Source organism: Streptomyces venezuelae, assembly GCF_008642315.1.
Classification (GTDB): Bacteria; Actinomycetota; Actinomycetes; order Streptomycetales; family Streptomycetaceae; genus Streptomyces; species Streptomyces venezuelae_D.
In genome coordinates, this window is record NZ_CP029192.1 from 6,611,110 (window position 1) to 6,630,254 (window position 19,145).

Consider the following 19,145-nt stretch of genomic DNA (forward strand, 5'->3'; position numbering starts at 1 on the left):
CGACCGGCGCCGCTCGCGCGGGGCCGGTCACCGTTGTGGTTGTTCGTCGGTCGCAGGGATGACGGCCCACGGCGGGGGATGGTTGCCCGAGGTTGCGTAACGGTTCGGCCGAACACGGCTGGATCCGGCCGCGGCGTAAGACGTGCGGGCGTCCTGCGGCTCAGCTGCGCCGCAGGAGCCGCGTGGCCCCGGCCGCCACCGTGGTCGCCAGGATCCAGCCGAGCAGGATCAGCGCGGTCGAGAACCACTGCCAGCCGCCGTTGAGCTGCCAGTAGGTGTCCTGTCCGAGGTTGATGACGGGCAGCAGCAGGTCGAGGGAGAACAGGGCGGGGTTCCAGTTCGGGTGCTCGCCCGGTTTGATCGCGGGGTGTTCGGCGCGTGAGAACGCCACCGCGCTGACCGCCCAGAGCACGGCCATCCAGACCGCGGCCCGCCCCGGCCGGTAGCCGTAGGCGACGGTCCAGTCCTGCGCGTACCCCCAGAGTTTCGCGGCGAGGGGCAGGGTCTCGCGGCGCCGCCGCTGCTTGGCGAGGAGCACCTCGCGGGCGTCGGCGTCCTCGCCGCCGTTGCGCAGGACGGTGGCGAGCTTCTCGTACGGCTCCGGGTTGTACTCGGCGGTCGCCGCCATCACCCAGCTCAGCCGCCGGGAGAGCGGGAAGCTGCCCTGCGGCACGAGGTTCTCGTACGTGAAGCCGCCCATCTGGAGGCCGCCGGGCCCGGGCCAGCTCGACGCCCGGTCGATGAGGTTGACGACCCGGGCGCCGGACAGGACGACCTTCCCGCGCTGCGGCGCCTCGCCGAGGAAGCGGAGCTCGGGCGTCTGGACGCGGCGCAGCGAGATCTCCTGGTCGTTCTGGAGCGTGAAGCGGGCGTGCGCGAAGTCGATGGCGTCGCCGAAGCGGCCGTCGTCGAGCCGGATGCCGCCCTCGCACTCGAAGCGCTGCACGCGGGTGCCGCGGGCCGGTGTGGTGCCGCTGGTCTGCGGGGGATTGCCGACGGCGGCCGGGGTCAGATAGAGAGTGCGCTCGACGGTCATCTGCGGGGCGTTCAGCGCGTGTCTGCCGTACTGGTTCACGAGCCTGCTGCCGCGCAGGCTCAGGGACACGCCGATCTTCGCGCCGCGCAGGCTCAGCTCGCCGTGCGACTCCATCATCTCGGCCTGGAGGTCCTGGCCGACGGTGAGGCCGTCGCCGGTGATGGAGTGGCTGCGCCGGTCGCGGTAGACCACCGCCTGGTTCAGGAGCAGGTCGGTGCCGATGTGGGCGTCGGTGAGGCGGATGCCGTTGTGGATGCGGCAGCGCGGCAGGTGCAGGTCGCCCTCGGTGTGCAGGCGGGCCGCCTCGACGCGCGGGATCGAGCAGTCGACGAGCCGCAGCGTCGCGAAGCGGGCCTCGGGAAGGAGGACCTCCTTCTCGAAGCGGCAGTGCTTCATCTCGGTATACGGGACGACCGTGCCGCCCGCGAGGTCGAGCGGGTCGATGATCTGCACGCCCGCCAGCTTCAGGGACGAGACGCGGCCCGCGAGCGCCGGCGGGCCGTCGAGCAGCAGCCAGCACACGATGCGGGCCCGCACGCTCCGCTCGGGACCCCAGGGGTGCCCGCCGTGCGGATCGTCGACGGCCGGATCGCCCGATCTGAGGTCGTACACACTGCCGTTGCGGAAGGCCTGCCACATGCCGATCTCCGCGGCGGTCAGTCCGTCCGGCGGATCCCCGGTGCCGGGATCGTCGACCACTGCTGATGCCCTCCGTCCTGCGGCGCACGTCTCTCGTACACCTGTTTCATGCCCGCTGGGCGACCCGCTGAAAGCCAGCGAGACCCTAGTGGTCAACGGGGTGCGGCGGGGTTCATATCAGCCAGTGATACGCGCGTCCGGCGTCGAATGAAGGTCTGAGAGAATTGGCCATGTGATCTCTCGAATCGATCTGCGCGGCGATGCCCTCACGGAGTTTCCGTCGGGGGCCGCCCTGCGCGCCCTGCTGCCCCGTGCCGACTTCGATGTCGCGGCCGCCCTGGAGAAGGTGCGGCCCATCTGCGAGGACGTGCATCATCGTGGCGACGCGGCCCTGATCGACTACGCGGAGAAGTTCGACGGCGTGCGCCTGGACCAGGTCCGCGTCCCCGCCGCCGCCCTCACCGAGGCCCTCGACGGCCTCGACCCGGCCGTGCGCGCGGCCCTGGAGGAGTCCATCCGCCGTGCCCGCACCGTCCACCGCGAGCAGCGCCGCTCCCCGCACACCACGCAGGTCGTCCCCGGCGGCACCGTCACCGAGAAGTGGGTGCCCGTCGAGCGCGTCGGGCTCTACGCACCGGGCGGCCGGTCCGTCTACCCCTCCTCCGTGATCATGAACGCCGTCCCGGCGCAGGAGGCCGGCGTCGAGTCGATGGCGCTCGCGTCCCCGCCGCAGGCCGACTTCGGGGGCCTCCCGCACCCCACGATCCTCGCCGCCTGCGCCCTCCTCGGCATCGACGAGGTGTACGCGGTCGGCGGCGCCCAGGCCGTCGCGATGTTCGCGTACGGCACCAAGACCTGCGCCCCCGCCAACATGGTCACGGGCCCCGGCAACATCTGGGTCGCGGCCGCCAAGCGCTACTTCACCGGCCGCATCGGCATCGACACCGAGGCGGGCCCCACCGAGATCGCGGTCCTCGCCGACGACACCGCCGACCCGGCGCACGTCGCGTCCGACCTGATCAGCCAGGCCGAGCACGACCCGCTCGCGGCCGCCGTCCTCGTCACGGACTCCGTGGCGCTCGCGGACGCCGTCGAGAAGGAACTGGCACCGCAGGTCGCCGCCACCAAGCACGTCGAGGACCGCATCGTGCCCGCGCTGAGCGGCCGCCAGTCCGCGATCGTCCTGGTCGACGGGCTGGAGGAGGGCCTCCAGGTCGTCGACGCGTACGGCGCGGAGCACCTGGAGATCCAGACCGGTGACGCGGCCGCCGTCGCGGGGCGCGTCAAGAACGCCGGTGCGATCTTCGTCGGCCCGTGGGCGCCCGTCTCCCTCGGCGACTACTGCGCGGGCTCCAACCACGTCCTGCCGACCGGCGGCTGCGCCTGCCACTCCTCGGGGCTCAGCGTCCAGTCGTTCCTGCGCGGCATCCACATCGTGGACTACTCCCGCGAGGCCCTCGCCGACGTCGCGCACCACGTCGTGACGCTTGCCGAGGCGGAGGACCTGCCCGCACACGGGGCGGCGGTCAAGGCCCGGTTCGGGTGGGAGGTGCCGGGCCAGTGAGCGACGTACGCATCGACGACCTGCCCGTCCGCGACGAGCTGCGCGGCAAGTCCCCCTACGGCGCACCCCAGCTCGACGTGCCCGTGCGCCTCAACACCAACGAGAACCCCTACCCGCTGCCCGAACCCCTCGTCGAGCGCATCGCCGAGCGGGTCCGCGAGGCCGCCCGCGACCTCAACCGCTACCCCGACCGGGACGCCGTCGAGTTGCGCACCGAGCTCGCCCGCTACCTCACCCGCACCGGCGGGCACGAGGTGACGCGCGCCCACGTGTGGGCGGCCAACGGCTCCAACGAGGTCATCCAGCAGCTGCTCCAGACCTTCGGCGGGCCGGGCCGCACGGCCATCGGCTTCGAGCCCTCGTACTCGATGCACGGCCTCATCGCCCGCGGCACCGGCACCGGCTGGATCCCGGGACCGCGCCACGACGACTTCACCATCGACGTCGACGCGGCCAGGCGGGCCATCGCCGAGCACCGCCCGGACGTCGTCTTCATCACCACGCCCAACAACCCCACGGGCAACGCCGTCCCGGCCGACGCCGTCCTCGCCCTGTACGAGGCGGCGCAGGCCGCGAAGCCGTCCCTCGTCGTGATCGACGAGGCGTACGTGGAGTTCAGCCACGGCGACTCGCTGCTCCCGCTGATCGAGGGGCGGCCGAACCTCGTCGTCTCCCGCACCATGTCGAAGGCGTTCGGCGCGGCCGGGCTCCGCCTCGGCTACCTCGCCGCCGACCCGGCGGTCGTCGACGCGGTGCAGCTCGTACGCCTGCCCTACCACCTGTCGGCCGTCACCCAGGCCACCGCGCTCGCCGCCCTGGAGCACACCGACACGCTGCTGAAGTACGTCGAGCAGCTCAAGGGCGAGCGCGACCGCATCGTCACCGAGCTGCGCGCGATGGGGTACGAAGTGACCGACTCCGACGCCAACTTCGTACAGTTCGGGCGGTTCCCGGACTCTCATGAGGTGTGGCGGCGGATCCTCGACCGGGGTGTCCTGGTGCGGGACAACGGCGTGCCGGGATGGCTGCGCGTGTCCACCGGGACCCCCGACGAAAACGACGCGTTCCTCGATGCGGTACGCGAACTCAAGAAGGAGCAGAGCGCATGACTCGCGAAGGCCGCGTCGGAAGAATCGAGCGGACCACCAAGGAGACCTCCGTCGTCGTCGAGATCGACCTCGACGGCACCGGCAAGGTCGACGTGTCGACCGGGGTCGGCTTCTACGACCACATGCTCGACCAGCTCGGCCGCCACGGCCTCTTCGACCTGACGGTCAAGACCGACGGCGACCTGCACATCGACTCGCACCACACCATCGAGGACACCGCGCTCGCCCTCGGCGCCGCCTTCAAGCAGGCGCTCGGCGACAAGGTCGGCATCTACCGCTTCGGCAACTGCACCGTCCCGCTGGACGAGTCGCTCGCCCAGGTGACCGTCGACCTGTCCGGCCGCCCGTACCTCGTGCACACCGAGCCCGAGAACATGGCGCCCATGATCGGTGCCTACGACACGACGATGACCCGGCACATCCTGGAGTCCTTCGTCGCGCAGGCCCAGATCGCGCTGCACGTCCACGTGCCGTACGGGCGCAACGCCCACCACATCGTGGAGTGCCAGTTCAAGGCCCTGGCCCGCGCCCTGCGGTACGCCTCGGAGCGCGACCCGCGCGCCGAGGGCATCCTTCCCTCCACGAAGGGCGCGCTGTAACCCATGACCGGGCTCAACACCATCCTCATCGTCGTCGGTCTCTTCCTGATCGGCGGCATCATCTCCTTCGTCAAGCAGGGCATGCCCAAGAGCCTCATCACGCTGCTCTCCATCGGCGCCGCGATGTGTCTGGCCGCGGGCATCCTGCGGCTCGACTACTGGAACTGACGGGAGGCGTACGCGTATGAGCACTCCCAAGAAGGTCGTCGTCTTCGACTACGGCTTCGGCAACGTGCGCTCCGCCGAGCGCGCCCTCGCGCGCGCGGGCGCCGACGTCGAGATCACCCGTGACTACGACAGGGCCATGAACGCCGACGGCCTGCTCGTGCCCGGCGTCGGTGCCTTCGCCGCCTGCATGCAGGGGCTCAAGGAGGCGCGCGGCGACTGGATCGTGGGCCGTCGCCTGTCCGGCGGGCGCCCCGTGATGGGCATCTGCGTCGGCATGCAGATCCTCTTCGCGCGCGGCATCGAGCACGGCGTGGAGACCGAGGGCCTCGACGAGTGGCCCGGCACGGTCGAGCCGCTGAAGGCCGAGATCGTGCCGCACATGGGCTGGAACACGGTCCAGGCGTCCGCGGGATCACCGCTCTTCAAGGACCTGGACGACGAGGCGCGTTTCTACTTCGTGCACTCCTACGCGGTCCACGACTGGTCCCTGGAGGTCGTGAACCCGGCGATGCGCGCCCCCTACGTGCACTGGTCCATGCACGGCGAGCCCTTCGTGGCGGCCGTCGAGAACGGCGCCCTGAGCGCCACCCAGTTCCACCCCGAGAAGTCCGGCGACGCCGGCGCCCAGCTCCTCACCAACTGGATCGGAACCCTGTGAGCACCCTCGAACTCCTTCCCGCCGTCGACGTCCGCGACGGCCAGGCCGTACGCCTCGTCCACGGCGAGTCCGGCACGGAGACCTCCTACGGCTCCCCGCTGGAGGCCGCCCTCGCCTGGCAGCGGTCGGGCGCCGAGTGGCTGCACCTGGTCGACCTGGACGCCGCGTTCGGCACCGGCGACAACCGCGCCCTCATCGCCGAGGTCGCCGGCGCCATGGACATCAAGGTCGAGCTGTCGGGCGGCATCCGCGACGACGCCTCGCTGGCCGCCGCGCTCGCCACCGGCTGCACCCGCGTCAACCTGGGCACGGCCGCCCTGGAGACGCCGGAGTGGGTCGCCAAGGTCATCGCCGAGCACGGCGACAAGATCGCGGTCGGTCTCGACGTACGCGGCACGACGCTGCGCGGCCGCGGCTGGACCCGCGACGGCGGCGACCTCTACGAGACCCTGGAGCGCCTCAACGCCGAGGGCTGCGCGCGCTACGTCGTCACCGACATCGCCAAGGACGGCACGCTGCAGGGTCCCAACCTGGAGCTCCTGAAGAACGTCTGCGCGGTGACGGACCGCCCTGTGGTCGCCTCCGGCGGGGTGAGCAGCCTCGACGACCTGCGCGCCATCGCCGAGCTCGTCCCGCAGGGCGTCGAGGGCTCCATCGTCGGCAAGGCGCTGTACGCGAAGGCGTTCACGCTGGAGGAAGCGCTGGAGGCCGTGTCGCGATGACCGACGTGCGACGAGTGCAGAGCGGCAGTCCCTGGGAGGAGGCCTTCGGCTTCGCCCGCGCCGTCCAGGCGGGCGACCGGGTCGTGGTCGGCGGCACCACCTCCTTCAAGGGCGACGTCCTGTACGGCGAGGGCGACCCCTACGAACAGACGCGGGTCGCCATCGCCAACGCGCTGGAGGCGATCGGCGAACTCGGCGTCGGAGCCGAGTCCGTGATCCGCGTCCGCATATTCCTGACCCACGCGCGCGACGTCGACGAGGTGGGCCGCGCCCACAAGGAGGTCTTCGACGCCGTGCGTCCGGTGATGACCATGGCGGTCGTCTCCGGCTTCGTCGACCCGCGCATCCTGGTCGAAGTGGAACTGGAAGCCTTCCGAGGAGCCCCCGCATGACGCTCGCGGTACGCGTGATCCCCTGCCTCGACGTGGACAACGGCCGCGTCGTCAAGGGCGTCAACTTCCAGAACCTGCGCGACGCGGGCGACCCCGTCGAGATGGCCAAGGTGTACGACGCCGAGGGCGCCGACGAGCTCACCTTCCTGGACATCACCGCGTCGTCCGGCAACCGCGAGACGACGTACGACGTGGTCCGCCGCACCGCCGAGCAGGTCTTCATCCCGCTCACGGTGGGCGGCGGCGTCCGCACCGCCGAGGACGTCGACAAGCTGCTGCGCGCGGGCGCGGACAAGGTCGGCGTCAACACGGCGGCGATCGCGCGGCCCGAGCTGATCCGCGAGATCGCGGAGCGGTTCGGCCGCCAGGTGCTCGTCCTCTCCGTGGACGCGCGGCGCACTCCCTCCGGGAGCTTCGAGGTCACGACCCACGGCGGCCGCAAGTCCGCGGGGATCGACGCGGTCGAGTGGGCGCACCGGGCCGCGGAACTCGGCGCGGGGGAGATCCTGCTCAACTCGATGGACGCGGACGGCACGAAGGACGGCTACGACATCGAGATGATCTCGGCGGTACGCAAGCACGTGACCGTTCCGGTGATCGCCTCCGGTGGCGCGGGCCGCCTGGAGCACTTCCCGCCGGCCGTCGCGGCGGGCGCGGACGCGGTGCTCGCGGCGTCCGTCTTCCACTTCGGTGACCTGCGGATCGGTGAGGTGAAGGAGACGCTGCGGCAGGCCGGGCACCCGGTCCGCTAGCGGTCGGTCGGATCTTCTGGGCCCCGGTCATCCGGTGGGGTGGCCGGGGCTTCTCCTTGGGCAGATGCGAAGGGAAAGTTTCGCAATAAATGTTGTGCAACTTTTCTTTCGTATCTACGGTGGGGGTATGGAGAACCGACGCCGGATCACGGACCTGGGCACTCTGAAGGCCTTCGGCAACCCGCTGCGCATGAAGCTGTACAGCACGTTGCGCGTGGGCGGCCCCGCGACCGCCTCGCATCTGGCCGCGCAGGTCGACGAGGCCGTCTCGCTCGTCAGCTACCACCTGCGCAAACTCGCCGAGCACGGCCTCATCGAGGAGGCGGACGCGCAGAGCGAGGACGCGCGGGAGCGCTGGTGGCAGGCCGCGCAGGACACGCTGAGCTTCCGCCACGAGGACTTCAAGGACACGCCGGAGGGGGCGGCCACACACGCCGCCGTCATCCGCGGCCTGATCGCCCACCGCAGGGAGCAGTACGAGACGTACCTCGACCAGCAGGCGGCCTGGGGTGCCGAGTGGCGCAAGGCAGCCGACCAGTCGGACTTCCTCGCCCGCCTCACCCCCGCCGAACTCACGGCCCTCAACGGCGAGATCCACGCCCTCGTCCAGGCGTACACGGAACGCGGCAAGGCCGCCGAGACCGCGGGGGACACCGAGGGCCGGGAGAACGTCGCCGTGCACCTGGCCAGCTTCCCGTTCCGGCTCTGAGAGGCCACGCCGTGACCACCACGACCGCCCCCGTCGTCGCACCGGCCCGCCCCGCCCACCGCGACCCCAACGTCCTGCGCTGGCTCGGCGCGTACACCACGTCGATGGTCGGCGACGGGATCTACTTCGTCGCGCTGTCCTGGGCCGCGGCCCGCAGCGGCAGCGCCGGACAGGCCGGTCTCGTCCTCGCCGTCGGCGCCGTGCCCCGCGCCGTCCTCATGCTCGGCGGGGGAGTCGTCGCCGACCGCCTCGGCCCGCGCCGCGTCGTCATCGGCAGCGACACAGTCCGCTGCGCCGTGCTCCTCGCGGCCGCCCTGCTGCTCCTCGTCTCCTCGCCCGGCATCTGGCTGCTCGCCTGTCTCGCCCTCGTCTTCGGCGCCGTCGACGCCCTGTTCCTGCCGAGCGTGGGCGCGCTGCCGCCCCGCATTACCGCGCCGGACCAGCTCGGCCGGGTCCAGGGCATGCGGGGCCTGGCCCAGCGCGTCGCCACCGTCGTCGCGGCGCCGCTCGGCGGCCTCGCCGTGGCGCTCGGCGGGCCGTCGGCCGCGTTCGCCGTCGGTGGCGCGCTGTTCGTCGTCTCGTTGGTGCTGCTCACGGCCGTACGCCTGCGCCCGCTGCCCGCCGACGACGACGCGAGGCGCGGCGACCCGGCCGTGCGACAACTCGCCGACGGGCTGCGGTACATCCGCGGGCACCGGCTCCTCGCCCCGCTGACGCTCGTCGCCGCGGTGACGGAGCTCGGCTTCGCGGGGCCCGCCAACATCGGCCTGGTGCTCCTCGCCGACCGGCGCGGCTGGGGCGCCACCGGGATGGGCTGGATCATCGCGGGATTCGGCGTCGGCGCGGGGCTCGCCGCCCTCCTGCTCGCCGTGCGCGGCCGGATACCCCGGGCCGGGGTGGTGCTGTCCGCGGGCGTCGTCCTCGGTTCCGTCGCCCTGGCCGGCATCGGCTTCGCGCCCTCGGTCGCGGCGGCCACCGCCGCCGGGCTCTGCGTGGGGCTGTGCACCGGGCTGGGCGGCGCCCTGATCGCGGCCCTGATGCAGACCGCCGCCGACCCCGCCTACCTCGGGCGCGTCACCTCCGTCGCCACCCTGTTCACCATGGGCGTCGCACCGCTCTGCTATCCGGTCGTGGGGGCCGCGATCGGGGCATGGGGCGTCGAGCCGGTGTACGCCGTGTGCGCCGCGCTCAGTGCGGCGGGCGGCGTCATCGGCCTCTGCTCGGGCACCTTGCGCCGAGCCGAACTCCCGCGTTGATCACGGGAGTTCACCCAGCCGTCACAGTCCCAGCTGCTTCGAATCGTGCAGCGAGGCGATCGCCTGCTTGTCGCCGTCCAGCTCCACGTCCGCCACCTCCTGCCTGCCGTACACGTACATCAGCAGCTCCGACGGCTCACCGGTCACCGTCACCACCGGCGCGCCCCGGTGCGCCACCGCCGTCTGCCCGTCCGGGCGGCGCAGCACCAGGCCCACCGGGGCCTTGCGGCCGACCAGGCGGGCCGAGCGCTCCAGGCGCGACCAGAGGGTGTCCGAGAAGACCGGGTCGAGCTCGCGCGGCGTCCAGCCGGGCCGCGCGCGCCGCACGTCCTCCGTGTGGATGTAGAACTCGACGGCGTTCGACAGCTCGTCGATCTGCTTGAGGGAGAAGGGCGAGAACCGCGGCGGGCCCGTACGGATCAGCTGGATCAGTTCCTCGTACGGCTTCGCGGCGAACTCGGCCTGCACCCGTTCCAGGCGCGGCGCGAGCTGCTTGATCAGGAGCCCGCCCGCCGCGTCCGCGCGGCGCTCGCGCACCACCACGTGGGCCGCCAGGTCACGCGTCCTCCAGCCCTCGCACAGGGTGGGCGCCTCCGGGCCCTCCGCTTCCAACAGATCGGCAAGGAGAAGTCGTTCACGCTTCGCATGGGTCGACATGCAGCCACCCTACGACCGGCCGCGGGGTCCGGACAGTGGACGCCGCCGGGGACGGCCCGCCCGGCGCGGCACAATGGGCCCATGACCAGCGTGCCTCCGCCCAGCAGCAGCCTCGACCCGGACATCGCCGCGCGCCTCAGGCGCAGCGCCGACGGGCTCGTCCCCGCCATCGCCCAGCAGTACGACACCGGTGAGGTGCTCATGCTCGGCTGGATGGACGACGAGGCGCTGCATCGCACCCTCACCACGGGCCGCTGCACCTACTGGTCGCGCAGCCGCCAGGAGTACTGGGTCAAGGGCGACACCTCGGGGCACTTCCAGTACGTCAAGGAGGTCGCGCTCGACTGCGACGCGGACACCGTCCTCGTCCAGGTCGACCAGATCGGCGCGGCCTGCCACACCGGCACCCGCACCTGCTTCGACACCGACGTGCTGCCCGTGGTGCCCGTGCCCGGCGCACCCGCCCCCGGTCAGTAGGGTCGGCTGACATGGACCTCGAGACCTTCCGCAAGCTGGCGTCCGACCGCCGCGTCATCCCCGTCAGCCGCAAGCTCCTCGCGGACGGCGACACCCCCGTCGGCCTCTACCGCAAGCTCGCCGCCGAACGCCCCGGCACGTTCCTCCTCGAATCCGCGGAGAACGGGCGCTCGTGGTCCCGGTACTCCTTCGTCGGCGTCCGCAGCGCCGCCGCCCTCACCGTCCGCGACGGCGAGGCGCACTGGCTCGGCACCCCGCCCGTCGGCGTGCCCACCTCCGGCGACCCGCTCGCCGCGCTGCGCGCCACCATCGGGATACTGCACACCCCCCGCGACGTCGTCAGCGCCGACGGCCTGCCGCCCTTCACCGGCGGCATGGTCGGCTACCTCGGCTACGACATCGTGCGGCGCCTGGAGAAGATCGGCCCGGGGGAGCGGGACGACCTGCAGCTGCCCGAGCTGACCATGCTGCTCACCAGCGACCTCGCCGTCCTCGACCACTGGGACGGCTCGGTGCTCCTGATCGCCAACGCGATCAACCACAACGACCTGGAGACGGGGATCGACGAGGCGTACGCCGACGCGGTCGCCCGCCTCGACGCCATGGAGACCGACCTCTCCCGGCCCGTCTCCCAGCCCCCGGCCGCCCTGCCGCCCTCCGAGCTCCCCGAATACACCGCCCTGTGGGGCGGCGAGCAGTACCAGGAGGCCGTCGAGGACATCAAGGAGCGCATCCGGGCCGGCGAGGCCTTCCAGGTCGTGCCCTCGCAGCGCTTCGAGACCCCGTGCACGGCCGGCGCCCTGGACGTCTACCGCGTCCTGCGCGCCACCAACCCCTCGCCGTACATGTACCTCTTCCGCTTCGACGGGTTCGACGTCGTCGGCTCCTCGCCCGAGGCCCTCGTCAAGGTCGAGGACGGACGCGCCATGGTCCACCCCATCGCCGGGACCCGGCACCGCGGCGCCACCCCGCAGGAGGACACCGCACTCGCCGACGAGCTGCTCGCCGACCCCAAGGAGCGCGCCGAGCACCTGATGCTCGTCGACCTCGGCCGCAACGACCTGGGCCGGGTCTGCGAGCCGGGCTCCGTCGAGGTCGTCGACTTCATGTCGATCGAGAAGTACTCCCACGTCATGCACATCGTGTCGACGGTCACCGGACAGGTCGCCCAGGGCCGCACCGCCTTCGACGTGCTCACCGCCTGCTTCCCCGCGGGCACTCTCTCCGGCGCCCCCAAGCCCCGCGCCATGCAGATCATCGACGAGCTGGAGCCGTCCCGCCGCGGGCTCTACGGCGGCTGCGTCGGCTACCTCGACTTCGCGGGCGACTCCGACACCGCCATCGCCATCCGCACCGCCCTGCTCCGCGACGGCACGGCGTACGTGCAGGCCGGAGCCGGGGTCGTCGCCGACTCGGACCCCGTCGCCGAGGACACCGAGTGCCGCAACAAGGCCGCCGCGGTGCTCCGCGCCATCCACACGGCGAACCGCTTGCACGACCGTTCGAGCGGTGAGGGATAGTGGACAGGTGACTTCAGCCGTACCTCCGCCCCGTACCGAGGACACGCCCGAGAGCCCGGCCCAGCGCAGCAGCAGACGCAGCATCGCCGCCGCGCTGCTGCTCGGCGCCGTCGGCGCGGCCCTCGCGCTCCTCGCGTCCCGCCAGGCCTGGGCCCACGGCACCGCGTCGGTGGCCGGCGGCGAGCTGCCGCTGACCGCCAAGGGCAGCGACGTCACGGGCGTCCCCGCGGCCCTCGCCATAGTGGGCCTCGCCGCCCTCGTCGCGGTCTTCGCGGTCCGCCGCGCCGGACGCTTCCTCGTCTCCCTGCTGCTGACGCTCAGCGGCGCCGGCATCGTGGCCGCCGCCCTCCTCGGCGCCGAGGACAGGGACGCCCTCGACGAGAAGGCCGCCACCGCCTCCGGCGACGCCGCCACCACCATCGGCGACCTGTCGCACACCGGCTGGCCGTACGCCGCGGCCGCCGCGGGCGCGCTGATCCTCCTCGCCGGACTTCTCGCCCTCACCTACGGCCGCTCGTGGCCCGCCATGTCGGGGCGCTACGAACGCGACGGCACCCCCAGCCCGCGCAAGGCGCGCCGCGCCCCGGACCCGGAGCGGCCCGAGGAGCTGTGGAAGGCCCTCGACCGCGGCGAGGACCCGACGCACGGAACATGACCCCGCGCTCGGGGCTCGCGCGCGAGTACGGGACAATGCAGTGAGCGTCCGACGCGCGGCGGGCTCCCAGCAACTGCCGCGCACACAGCAACAAGGAGCACTTTCATGGCGCATGACCACGGACACACCCCGGCTGCCTGGACCGGTTCCATCATCGCCTTCGTCGGCTTCTGCGTCGCGGGCGTCTTCATGGTGATGGCCAACGTCCCCGGCTTCTGGGCCGGCATGGCGATCATCGCCATCGGTGCCCTCGTGGGCGGCGCCATGCGCCTCGCGGGCCTCGGCAAGGAGAAGCGTCCGCACCGCCAGGCGGCGAGTGCCCGGAGCTGACCTCGCCGGACGAGGAGTGTGACGAGAGGCGGATCCGGCGGGTGCCGGGGCCGCCTCTTCCGCGTACGGGGGGCCGGAACGGGCGTGCCCGAGCTCCCCGGCCCGGCCACCGGGCGACGCGCCCGGCCGCGCGGCACAATGCACGGGTGACCGCCGAACCCGAGAGCGCCGCGCCCGCCCTCCTGACCCGCCTGCTCGTCCCCGCGGGACTGCTCGCCTCGGTCGCCGGAGCCTTCGCCTACGTCGGCGCCGTCGACCCGAACGAACCCGGCCACTACCCCGCCTGCCCGCTGCTGCGCCTCACCGGCATCTACTGCCCCGGCTGCGGCGGCCTGCGCAGCGCGCACGCCTTCGTGCACGGCGATCTCACGGCGGCCCTCGGCGCCAACGCGCTCGCCGTCGCCGGGTACGTCGTCTTCGCCGTCGTGTGGACCGTGTGGGTGGCCGCGGCGGTGCGCGGGCGGCCACTGCGGATCACGTTGGGGCCCGCGCAGCTGTGGGGTCTGGGCGCCGTCATCGCCGTGTTCACCGTGGCGCGCAATCTGCCGTTCGGGTCATGGCTGCATCCCTGAAACCGCAGGCAGCGGGCCCGCCGCCTGTCCAGGTCGTGGGACGGGCGTCAACCGGATGCGAGCCCTTCGCCCTCCTGCGGATACCATCGCAGTGACCAGCTTGAACGTCAGCTCAACCGTCAGGAAGGGGGCCGCTCGCGTGAGTGTGCTCGACGAGATCATCGACGGAGTCCGTGCCGACCTCGCGGAGCGGCAGGCACGCGTCAGCCTCGACGAGCTCAAGGAGCGTGCGGCCAAGGCTCCCGCGGCCAAGGACGGCGCGGCGGCCCTGCGCGGCGACGGCGTCAAGGTCATCTGCGAGGTGAAGCGCTCCAGCCCCTCCAAGGGCGCGCTCGCCGCGATCGCCGACCCGGCGGGTCTCGCCGCCGACTACGAAGCGGGCGGCGCCGCCGTCATCTCCGTGCTCACCGAGGAGCGCCGCTTCGGCGGTTCGCTCGCCGACCTGGAGGCCGTCCGCGCCAAGGTCGACATCCCGGTGCTCCGCAAGGACTTCATCGTCACCTCGTACCAGCTGTGGGAGGCCAGGGCGTACGGCGCCGACCTCGCCCTGCTGATCGTGGCCGCCCTGGAGCAGCCCGCCCTGGAGTCCCTCATCGAGCGCGCCGAGTCGATCGGCCTCACGCCGATCGTCGAGGTGCACGACGAGGACGAGGCCGAGCGCGCCGTCGACGCGGGCGCCCGCGTCATCGGTGTCAACAACCGTGACCTCAAGACCCTCAAGGTCGACCGTTCCACCTTCGAGCGCGTCGCGCCCGAGCTGCCGGACGGCGTCGTCAAGATCGCCGAGTCCGGTGTGCGCGGCCCGCACGACCTCATCGCGTTCGCCAACGCGGGCGCCGACGCGGTGCTCGTGGGCGAGTCCCTGGTCACCGGCCGCGACCCGAAGGGCGCGGTCGCCGACCTCGTCGCCGCGGGCACGCACCCGGCGCTCCGTCACGGACGGAGCTGACCCTCCCCATGTCGATCTCCGCCCGCCTCGCACCCGGCTGCCGCCCCCGCGGCTGCCGGGCGCCCGCGCGGCGGGTGCGGGGCAGGCGGGTGCGGTACCACATCGGCTCGGAGCCGGGCCAGATTCCTGGGATGCGATGGCAGGGCGGCGCCTGAGCGCCGCGTGAACTGAAGAACCCTCCCGCCGTTGTCGGCCGGGGTTTTCGTCGCGACCGCGGCCCGTCGTGGGCTTGTCGCGCAGTTCCTCGCGCCCGTGAGAGGCGCGCCCAGCACCCGTCCGCATCGTCAGCTCTGACAAGGATCTGTCATGTCCAGCGAGTACTTCATCCCCGACCCGGAGGGTCGGATTCCCAGCGCCGAAGGCTACTTCGGCGCGTTCGGCGGCACGTTCATCCCGGAGGCCCTCGTCGCCGCCGTGGACGAGGTCGCCGTCGAGTACGACAAGGCCAAGAGCGACCCCGCCTTCGCCGCCGAGCTCGACGACCTGCTCGTGCACTACACCGGCAGGCCCAGCAGCCTCACCGAGGTGCCCCGGTTCGCGACGCACGCCGGCGGCGCCCGCGTCTTCCTCAAGCGCGAGGACCTGAACCACACCGGCTCGCACAAGATCAACAACGTGCTCGGCCAGGCCCTGCTCACCAAGCGCATGGGCAAGACCCGCGTCATCGCCGAGACCGGCGCCGGCCAGCACGGCGTCGCCACGGCCACCGCCTGCGCGCTCTTCGGCCTCGAATGCACCATCTACATGGGCGAGATCGACACCCAGCGCCAGGCCCTCAACGTCGCCCGCATGCGGATGCTCGGCGCCGAGGTCGTCGCCGTGAAGTCCGGCAGCCGCACCCTCAAGGACGCCATCAACGAGGCGTTCCGCGACTGGGTCGCCAACGTCGACCGCACCCACTACCTCTTCGGGACCGTGGCGGGACCGCACCCCTTCCCCGCCATGGTGCGCGACTTCCACCGCGTCATCGGCGTCGAGGCCAGGCGGCAGATCCTGGAGCGCGCGGGACGCCTGCCCGACGCCGCCGTCGCCTGCGTCGGCGGCGGATCCAACGCCATCGGCCTCTTCCACGCCTTCATCCCGGACGCGGACGTGCGCCTGATCGGCTGCGAGCCCGCGGGGCACGGCGTGGAGACCGGCGAGCACGCGGCCACCCTGACGGCGGGCGAGCCCGGCATCCTGCACGGGTCGCGGTCGTACGTCCTCCAGGACGAGGAGGGCCAGATCACCGAGCCCTACTCGATCTCCGCGGGACTCGACTACCCCGGCATCGGCCCCGAGCACGCCTACCTGAAGGACAGCGGCCGCGGCGAGTACCGCGCGGTCACCGACGACGCCGCGATGCAGGCCCTGCGCCTCCTGTCGCGCACCGAGGGCATCATCCCGGCCATCGAGAGCGCCCACGCGCTCGCCGGCGCCCTGGAGGTCGGCAAGGAGCTCGGCAAGGACGGCCTGATCGTCGTCAACCTGTCCGGGCGGGGCGACAAGGACATGGACACGGCCGCACGCTACTTCGGCCTGTACGACACGGACGCCGTCGTCGAGGCGGACGAGCCCGGCACCGGCGCGGAGATCGAGGGGGACGCCAAGTGAGCGGCAACATCCAGCTGTTGAACGACGCCCTCGCCGGCGCGAAGGCCGAGGGCCGCGCCGCCCTCATCGCCTACCTGCCCGCGGGCTTCCCCACCGTCGACGGCGGCATCGCGGCCGTCAAGGCGGTCTTCGACGGCGGCGCCGACGTGGTCGAGGTCGGCCTGCCGCACTCCGACCCGGTGCTCGACGGCCCGGTCATCCAGACCGCCGACGACATCGCGCTGCGCGGCGGCCTCAAGATCCGCGACGTCATGCGCACCGTCCGCGAGGCCCACGCGGCGACCGGCAAGCCGGTGCTCGTCATGACGTACTGGAACCCGATCGACCGCTACGGCGTGGAGCGCTTCACCGCCGAGCTCGCCGAGGCGGGCGGCGCGGGCTGCATCCTGCCGGACCTGCCCGTCCAAGAGTCCGCGCTGTGGCGGGAGCACGCCGAGAAGCACGACCTGGCGACGGTCTTCGTCGTCGCGCCGAGCAGCAAGGACGAGCGGCTCGCCACGATCACCGCGGCGGGCTCCGGCTTCGTCTACGCGGCGTCCCTGATGGGCGTCACCGGCACCCGTGAGTCGGTGGGCGCGCAGGCGCAGGACCTGGTGCGGCGCACCAAGGCCACCACCGAACTGCCGGTCTGCGTCGGCCTCGGCGTCTCCAACGCACGCCAGGCCGTCGAGGTCGCTGGCTTCGCCGACGGCGTGATCGTCGGCTCCGCGTTCGTGCAGCGGATGCTCGACGCGCCGGACGAGGCCGCCGGGCTCGCCGCCGTGCGCGCGCTCGCCGGTGAGCTCGCGGACGGGGTCCGCGGGAAGGCGTGACGACAGGCCCGTAACTCGTACGGGTGGACATGGACCGGGGAGGCACGCTCGTGCCTCCCCGGTTCGTTTGGCGGGGTGTGAGCGAGAAGAACCGTGAGGGAAAACGATCGGCCCGTGAGCGGCTGGCGGAAGAGCGAGATCGGCAGAAGGCGCGCGAGAAGCAGCGCCGGGCACTGATCGTGGGCGCCGCGGTGGTCGGCGTCCTCGGACTCGCCGCCGTGGTGGGGCTGCTCGCCGCCAATTCCGGCGACGACAAGAGCGACACGGCGGGCCCGGTGGTCGCGCCCGAGGGGGCGAGTGACAAGGACGGGCCCGCGATCCCCGTCGGCAAGGACAGCGCCAAGTCCACCCTCACCATCTGGGAGGACTTCCGCTGCCCGGCCTGCAAGGGCTTCGAGGACGGCTATCGCTCGACGATCCACGAGCTCGCCGACAAGGGGCAGCTCAAGATCGAGTATCACCTGGCCACGCTCATCGACGGGAACATGGGCGGCAGCGGCTCCAAGCGCGCGGCCAACGCAGCGGCCTGCGCCCAGGACGCGGGCAAGTTCCTGCCGTACCACGACGTGCTGTTCAAGAACCAGCCCGCCGAGACGGACGACGCGTTCAGCAAGAACAGCAAGCTGATCGAGCTCGCCGGGCAGGTGGACGGCCTGGACGGCGACTCCTTCAAGAAGTGCGTCGAGGACGGCAAGCACGACAGCTGGGTCGACAAGTCCAACAAGGCGTTCCAGGACGCGAAGCTGCGGGGCACGCCCACGGTGCGGCTCAACGGCAAGGACATCTTCGGCGACCAGAACAACCCGCTGTCGCCGCAGAAACTGAAGCAGAAGGTCGAAGAGGCGAACCGGAACTGACGCGCGGAGCGGCGACCGGAACGGCACGGGCTGTTATGGACCCGTAGCCGGACCGGTTGCCGCCCCCGCTGCCCGGCACGGTAGCGTCGGTCGTGTCATGGACCTTGCCTTCATTCCCAGTCCGTCGCGCGGTGTGGTCGAACTAGGACCCATCCCGTTGCGCGGCTACGCGTTCTGCATCATCATCGGCGTCTTCGTAGCCGTCTGGCTCGGCAACAAGCGGTGGATCGCTCGCGGGGGCCGGTCAGGCACCGTGGCCGACATCGCCGTGTGGGCCGTGCCGTTCGGCCTCGTCGGCGGACGCCTCTACCACGTGATCACGGACTACCAGCTGTACTTCAGCGACGGCCGTGACTGGGTGGACGCCTTCAAGATCTGGGAGGGCGGCCTCGGCATCTGGGGCGCGATCGCGCTCGGCGCGGTCGGTGCGTGGATCGGCTGTCGCCGCCGCGGGATTCCGCTGCCGGCCTGGGCCGACGCGCTGGCCCCGGGCATCGCCCTCGCTCAGGCCATCGGCCGGTGGGGCAACTGGTTCAACCAGGAGCTGTACGGCAAGGCCACGGACGTTCCCTGGGCGCTCAAGATCACGTCGGCGGAGGACGGCCGGGTTCCCGGCACGTACCACCCGACGTTCCTGTACGAGTCGCTGTGGTGCATCGGCGTCGCCGCCCTGGTGATCTGGGCCGACCGCCGCTTCAAGCTCGGCCACGGCCGGGCGTTCGCGCTGTACGTCGCCGCGTACTGCGCGGGGCGCGGCTGGATCGAGTACATGCGGGTCGACGACGCGCACCACGTGCTCGGCCTGCGTCTGAACGTGTGGACCGCCATCGTGGTGTTCCTGCTCGCGGTCGCGTACCTCGTGGTGTCGGCGAAGAAGCACCCCGGGCGCGAGGAGATCGTGGAGCCGGAGGACGAGGCGTCCGCGTCGGCCGCCGGGAGCGCCACGGACTCCCCGAAGCTCACGAAGTCCGAGGACAAGTCCTCCGAGGCCAAGTCTTCGGAGGACAAGTCCTCCGAGGCCGACGCTGCCAAGGCCGACGCTTCGAAGGTCGACGCCAAGTCCGCGGCGTCCGACGAGGGAGCCGGGTCGGCGAAGAAGAGCTGACGTTCATCGGTCGT

Annotated in this window: 23 protein-coding genes; 21 read left to right on the forward strand and 2 right to left on the reverse strand. The window is 72.1% G+C overall.

Annotation, left to right across the window (positions count from 1 at the left end; translation table 11 throughout):
• Positions 1-160 precede the first annotated feature (160 nt).
• On the reverse strand, positions 161-1,675 hold the full coding sequence (locus DEJ48_RS29045) for an oxidoreductase (RefSeq protein ID WP_223832523.1): 1,515 nt from the start codon (positions 1,673-1,675) through the stop codon (positions 161-163).
• Positions 1,676-1,907: 232 nt separating this feature from the next.
• On the opposite strand from DEJ48_RS29045, the gene hisD reads away from it, so the two are divergent.
• From hisD to DEJ48_RS29090, 10 genes are all read left to right on the forward strand, one after another.
• A complete protein-coding gene (gene hisD, locus DEJ48_RS29050) occupies positions 1,908-3,239 on the forward strand; it encodes a histidinol dehydrogenase (protein WP_150219165.1) in 1,332 nt (443 codons plus the stop codon).
• Entirely contained in the window at positions 3,236-4,348 is a 1,113-nt protein-coding gene (locus tag DEJ48_RS29055) for a histidinol-phosphate transaminase (protein ID WP_150219166.1), read from the forward strand. The genes hisD and DEJ48_RS29055 overlap by 4 nt, the downstream gene beginning before the upstream one ends.
• Positions 4,345-4,947 carry an imidazoleglycerol-phosphate dehydratase HisB gene (hisB, locus tag DEJ48_RS29060; protein WP_055563285.1) on the forward strand — a complete coding sequence of 201 codons (603 nt, stop codon included), beginning with the start codon at positions 4,345-4,347 and terminating at the stop codon, positions 4,945-4,947. The genes DEJ48_RS29055 and hisB overlap by 4 nt, the downstream gene beginning before the upstream one ends.
• Before the next feature lie 3 nt (positions 4,948-4,950).
• Positions 4,951-5,115 carry a hypothetical protein gene (locus DEJ48_RS39860; protein ID WP_055563286.1) on the forward strand — a complete coding sequence of 55 codons (165 nt, stop codon included), beginning with the start codon at positions 4,951-4,953 and terminating at the stop codon, positions 5,113-5,115.
• Between the two features lie 16 nt (positions 5,116-5,131).
• Positions 5,132-5,773: an imidazole glycerol phosphate synthase subunit HisH gene (gene hisH / locus DEJ48_RS29065; RefSeq protein WP_150219167.1), complete on the forward strand. Its 642-nt coding sequence runs from the start codon at positions 5,132-5,134 to the stop codon at positions 5,771-5,773.
• The gene (priA, locus tag DEJ48_RS29070; protein WP_150219168.1) at positions 5,770-6,495 is read left to right on the forward strand and encodes a bifunctional 1-(5-phosphoribosyl)-5-((5-phosphoribosylamino)methylideneamino)imidazole-4-carboxamide isomerase/phosphoribosylanthranilate isomerase PriA; all 726 of its coding nucleotides are present in this window, start codon (positions 5,770-5,772) and stop codon (positions 6,493-6,495) included. The genes hisH and priA overlap by 4 nt, the downstream gene beginning before the upstream one ends.
• Positions 6,492-6,887: a RidA family protein gene (locus tag DEJ48_RS29075; protein WP_150219169.1), complete on the forward strand. Its 396-nt coding sequence runs from the start codon at positions 6,492-6,494 to the stop codon at positions 6,885-6,887. Before priA ends, DEJ48_RS29075 begins: the two co-directional genes overlap by 4 nt.
• Complete coding sequence (gene hisF / locus DEJ48_RS29080; RefSeq protein WP_150219170.1) at positions 6,884-7,639, forward strand: imidazole glycerol phosphate synthase subunit HisF; 756 nt, start codon at positions 6,884-6,886, stop codon at positions 7,637-7,639. The genes DEJ48_RS29075 and hisF overlap by 4 nt, the downstream gene beginning before the upstream one ends.
• 127 nt (positions 7,640-7,766) lie before the next feature.
• The gene (locus tag DEJ48_RS29085) at positions 7,767-8,348 is read left to right on the forward strand and encodes an ArsR/SmtB family transcription factor (protein ID WP_150219171.1); all 582 of its coding nucleotides are present in this window, start codon (positions 7,767-7,769) and stop codon (positions 8,346-8,348) included.
• 11 nt (positions 8,349-8,359) lie between these two features.
• Positions 8,360-9,604, forward strand: coding sequence for an MFS transporter (locus DEJ48_RS29090; RefSeq protein ID WP_223832241.1), 1,245 nt, complete (start codon positions 8,360-8,362; stop codon positions 9,602-9,604).
• Between the two features lie 21 nt (positions 9,605-9,625).
• Here the strand turns inward: DEJ48_RS29090 and DEJ48_RS29095 are convergent, their stop codons facing one another.
• Positions 9,626-10,261: a TIGR03085 family metal-binding protein gene (locus DEJ48_RS29095; protein ID WP_150219172.1), complete on the reverse strand. Its 636-nt coding sequence runs from the start codon at positions 10,259-10,261 to the stop codon at positions 9,626-9,628.
• A gap of 81 nt (positions 10,262-10,342) precedes the next feature.
• Between DEJ48_RS29095 and hisI the strand changes: the two genes are divergently transcribed.
• From hisI to lgt, 11 genes are all read left to right on the forward strand, one after another.
• Positions 10,343-10,738 (forward strand): phosphoribosyl-AMP cyclohydrolase, encoded by a 396-nt coding sequence (hisI, locus tag DEJ48_RS29100; protein ID WP_150219173.1) that lies wholly within the window; start codon positions 10,343-10,345, stop codon positions 10,736-10,738.
• An 11-nt stretch (positions 10,739-10,749) separates the two neighbouring features.
• The gene (locus DEJ48_RS29105) at positions 10,750-12,258 is read left to right on the forward strand and encodes an anthranilate synthase component I (RefSeq protein ID WP_150219174.1); all 1,509 of its coding nucleotides are present in this window, start codon (positions 10,750-10,752) and stop codon (positions 12,256-12,258) included.
• A 7-nt stretch (positions 12,259-12,265) separates the two neighbouring features.
• Positions 12,266-12,913 carry a TIGR02234 family membrane protein gene (locus DEJ48_RS29110; RefSeq protein WP_150219175.1) on the forward strand — a complete coding sequence of 216 codons (648 nt, stop codon included), beginning with the start codon at positions 12,266-12,268 and terminating at the stop codon, positions 12,911-12,913.
• A 105-nt stretch (positions 12,914-13,018) separates the two neighbouring features.
• Entirely contained in the window at positions 13,019-13,243 is a 225-nt protein-coding gene (locus DEJ48_RS29115; RefSeq protein WP_150219176.1) for an HGxxPAAW family protein, read from the forward strand.
• A gap of 146 nt (positions 13,244-13,389) precedes the next feature.
• Positions 13,390-13,815 (forward strand): DUF2752 domain-containing protein, encoded by a 426-nt coding sequence (locus tag DEJ48_RS29120; protein WP_150219177.1) that lies wholly within the window; start codon positions 13,390-13,392, stop codon positions 13,813-13,815.
• Between the two features lie 139 nt (positions 13,816-13,954).
• Entirely contained in the window at positions 13,955-14,764 is an 810-nt protein-coding gene (trpC, locus tag DEJ48_RS29125; protein ID WP_150166735.1) for an indole-3-glycerol phosphate synthase TrpC, read from the forward strand.
• Between the two features lie 8 nt (positions 14,765-14,772).
• Positions 14,773-14,919 (forward strand): tryptophan biosynthesis modulator TrpM, encoded by a 147-nt coding sequence (gene trpM, locus DEJ48_RS41120; protein ID WP_399535074.1) that lies wholly within the window; start codon positions 14,773-14,775, stop codon positions 14,917-14,919.
• 151 nt (positions 14,920-15,070) lie between these two features.
• Positions 15,071-16,357, forward strand: coding sequence for a tryptophan synthase subunit beta (gene trpB, locus DEJ48_RS29130; RefSeq protein WP_150219178.1), 1,287 nt, complete (start codon positions 15,071-15,073; stop codon positions 16,355-16,357).
• Positions 16,354-17,169, forward strand: coding sequence for a tryptophan synthase subunit alpha (gene trpA, locus DEJ48_RS29135; RefSeq protein WP_150219179.1), 816 nt, complete (start codon positions 16,354-16,356; stop codon positions 17,167-17,169). The genes trpB and trpA overlap by 4 nt, the downstream gene beginning before the upstream one ends.
• Positions 17,170-17,246: 77 nt before the next feature.
• Complete coding sequence (locus DEJ48_RS29140; protein ID WP_150219180.1) at positions 17,247-18,026, forward strand: DsbA family protein; 780 nt, start codon at positions 17,247-17,249, stop codon at positions 18,024-18,026.
• A gap of 97 nt (positions 18,027-18,123) precedes the next feature.
• Complete coding sequence (lgt, locus tag DEJ48_RS29145) at positions 18,124-19,131, forward strand: prolipoprotein diacylglyceryl transferase (protein ID WP_150219181.1); 1,008 nt, start codon at positions 18,124-18,126, stop codon at positions 19,129-19,131.
• Positions 19,132-19,145 lie beyond the last annotated feature (14 nt).

What these genes read in the sequence shown, in the direction of transcription:
- DEJ48_RS29075 (WP_150219169.1), top strand. Translation starts at nt 6,492, where the DNA reads ATGACCGACGTGCGACGAGTGCAGAGCGGCAGTCCCTGGGAGGAGGCC.
- DEJ48_RS29095 (WP_150219172.1), bottom strand. Translation starts at nt 10,261, where the DNA reads ATGTCGACCCATGCGAAGCGTGAACGACTTCTCCTTGCCGATCTGTTG.
- DEJ48_RS29115 (WP_150219176.1), top strand. Translation starts at nt 13,019, where the DNA reads ATGGCGCATGACCACGGACACACCCCGGCTGCCTGGACCGGTTCCATC.
- DEJ48_RS29085 (WP_150219171.1), top strand. Translation starts at nt 7,767, where the DNA reads ATGGAGAACCGACGCCGGATCACGGACCTGGGCACTCTGAAGGCCTTC.
- DEJ48_RS29105 (WP_150219174.1), top strand. Translation starts at nt 10,750, where the DNA reads ATGGACCTCGAGACCTTCCGCAAGCTGGCGTCCGACCGCCGCGTCATC.
- DEJ48_RS39860 (WP_055563286.1), top strand. Translation starts at nt 4,951, where the DNA reads ATGACCGGGCTCAACACCATCCTCATCGTCGTCGGTCTCTTCCTGATC.
- hisI (WP_150219173.1), top strand. Translation starts at nt 10,343, where the DNA reads ATGACCAGCGTGCCTCCGCCCAGCAGCAGCCTCGACCCGGACATCGCC.
- trpM (WP_399535074.1), top strand. Translation starts at nt 14,773, where the DNA reads ATGTCGATCTCCGCCCGCCTCGCACCCGGCTGCCGCCCCCGCGGCTGC.
- hisF (WP_150219170.1), top strand. Translation starts at nt 6,884, where the DNA reads ATGACGCTCGCGGTACGCGTGATCCCCTGCCTCGACGTGGACAACGGC.
- DEJ48_RS29045 (WP_223832523.1), bottom strand. Translation starts at nt 1,675, where the DNA reads ATGTGGCAGGCCTTCCGCAACGGCAGTGTGTACGACCTCAGATCGGGC.
- hisB (WP_055563285.1), top strand. Translation starts at nt 4,345, where the DNA reads ATGACTCGCGAAGGCCGCGTCGGAAGAATCGAGCGGACCACCAAGGAG.
- trpB (WP_150219178.1), top strand. Translation starts at nt 15,071, where the DNA reads ATGTCCAGCGAGTACTTCATCCCCGACCCGGAGGGTCGGATTCCCAGC.
- lgt (WP_150219181.1), top strand. Translation starts at nt 18,124, where the DNA reads ATGGACCTTGCCTTCATTCCCAGTCCGTCGCGCGGTGTGGTCGAACTA.
- hisH (WP_150219167.1), top strand. Translation starts at nt 5,132, where the DNA reads ATGAGCACTCCCAAGAAGGTCGTCGTCTTCGACTACGGCTTCGGCAAC.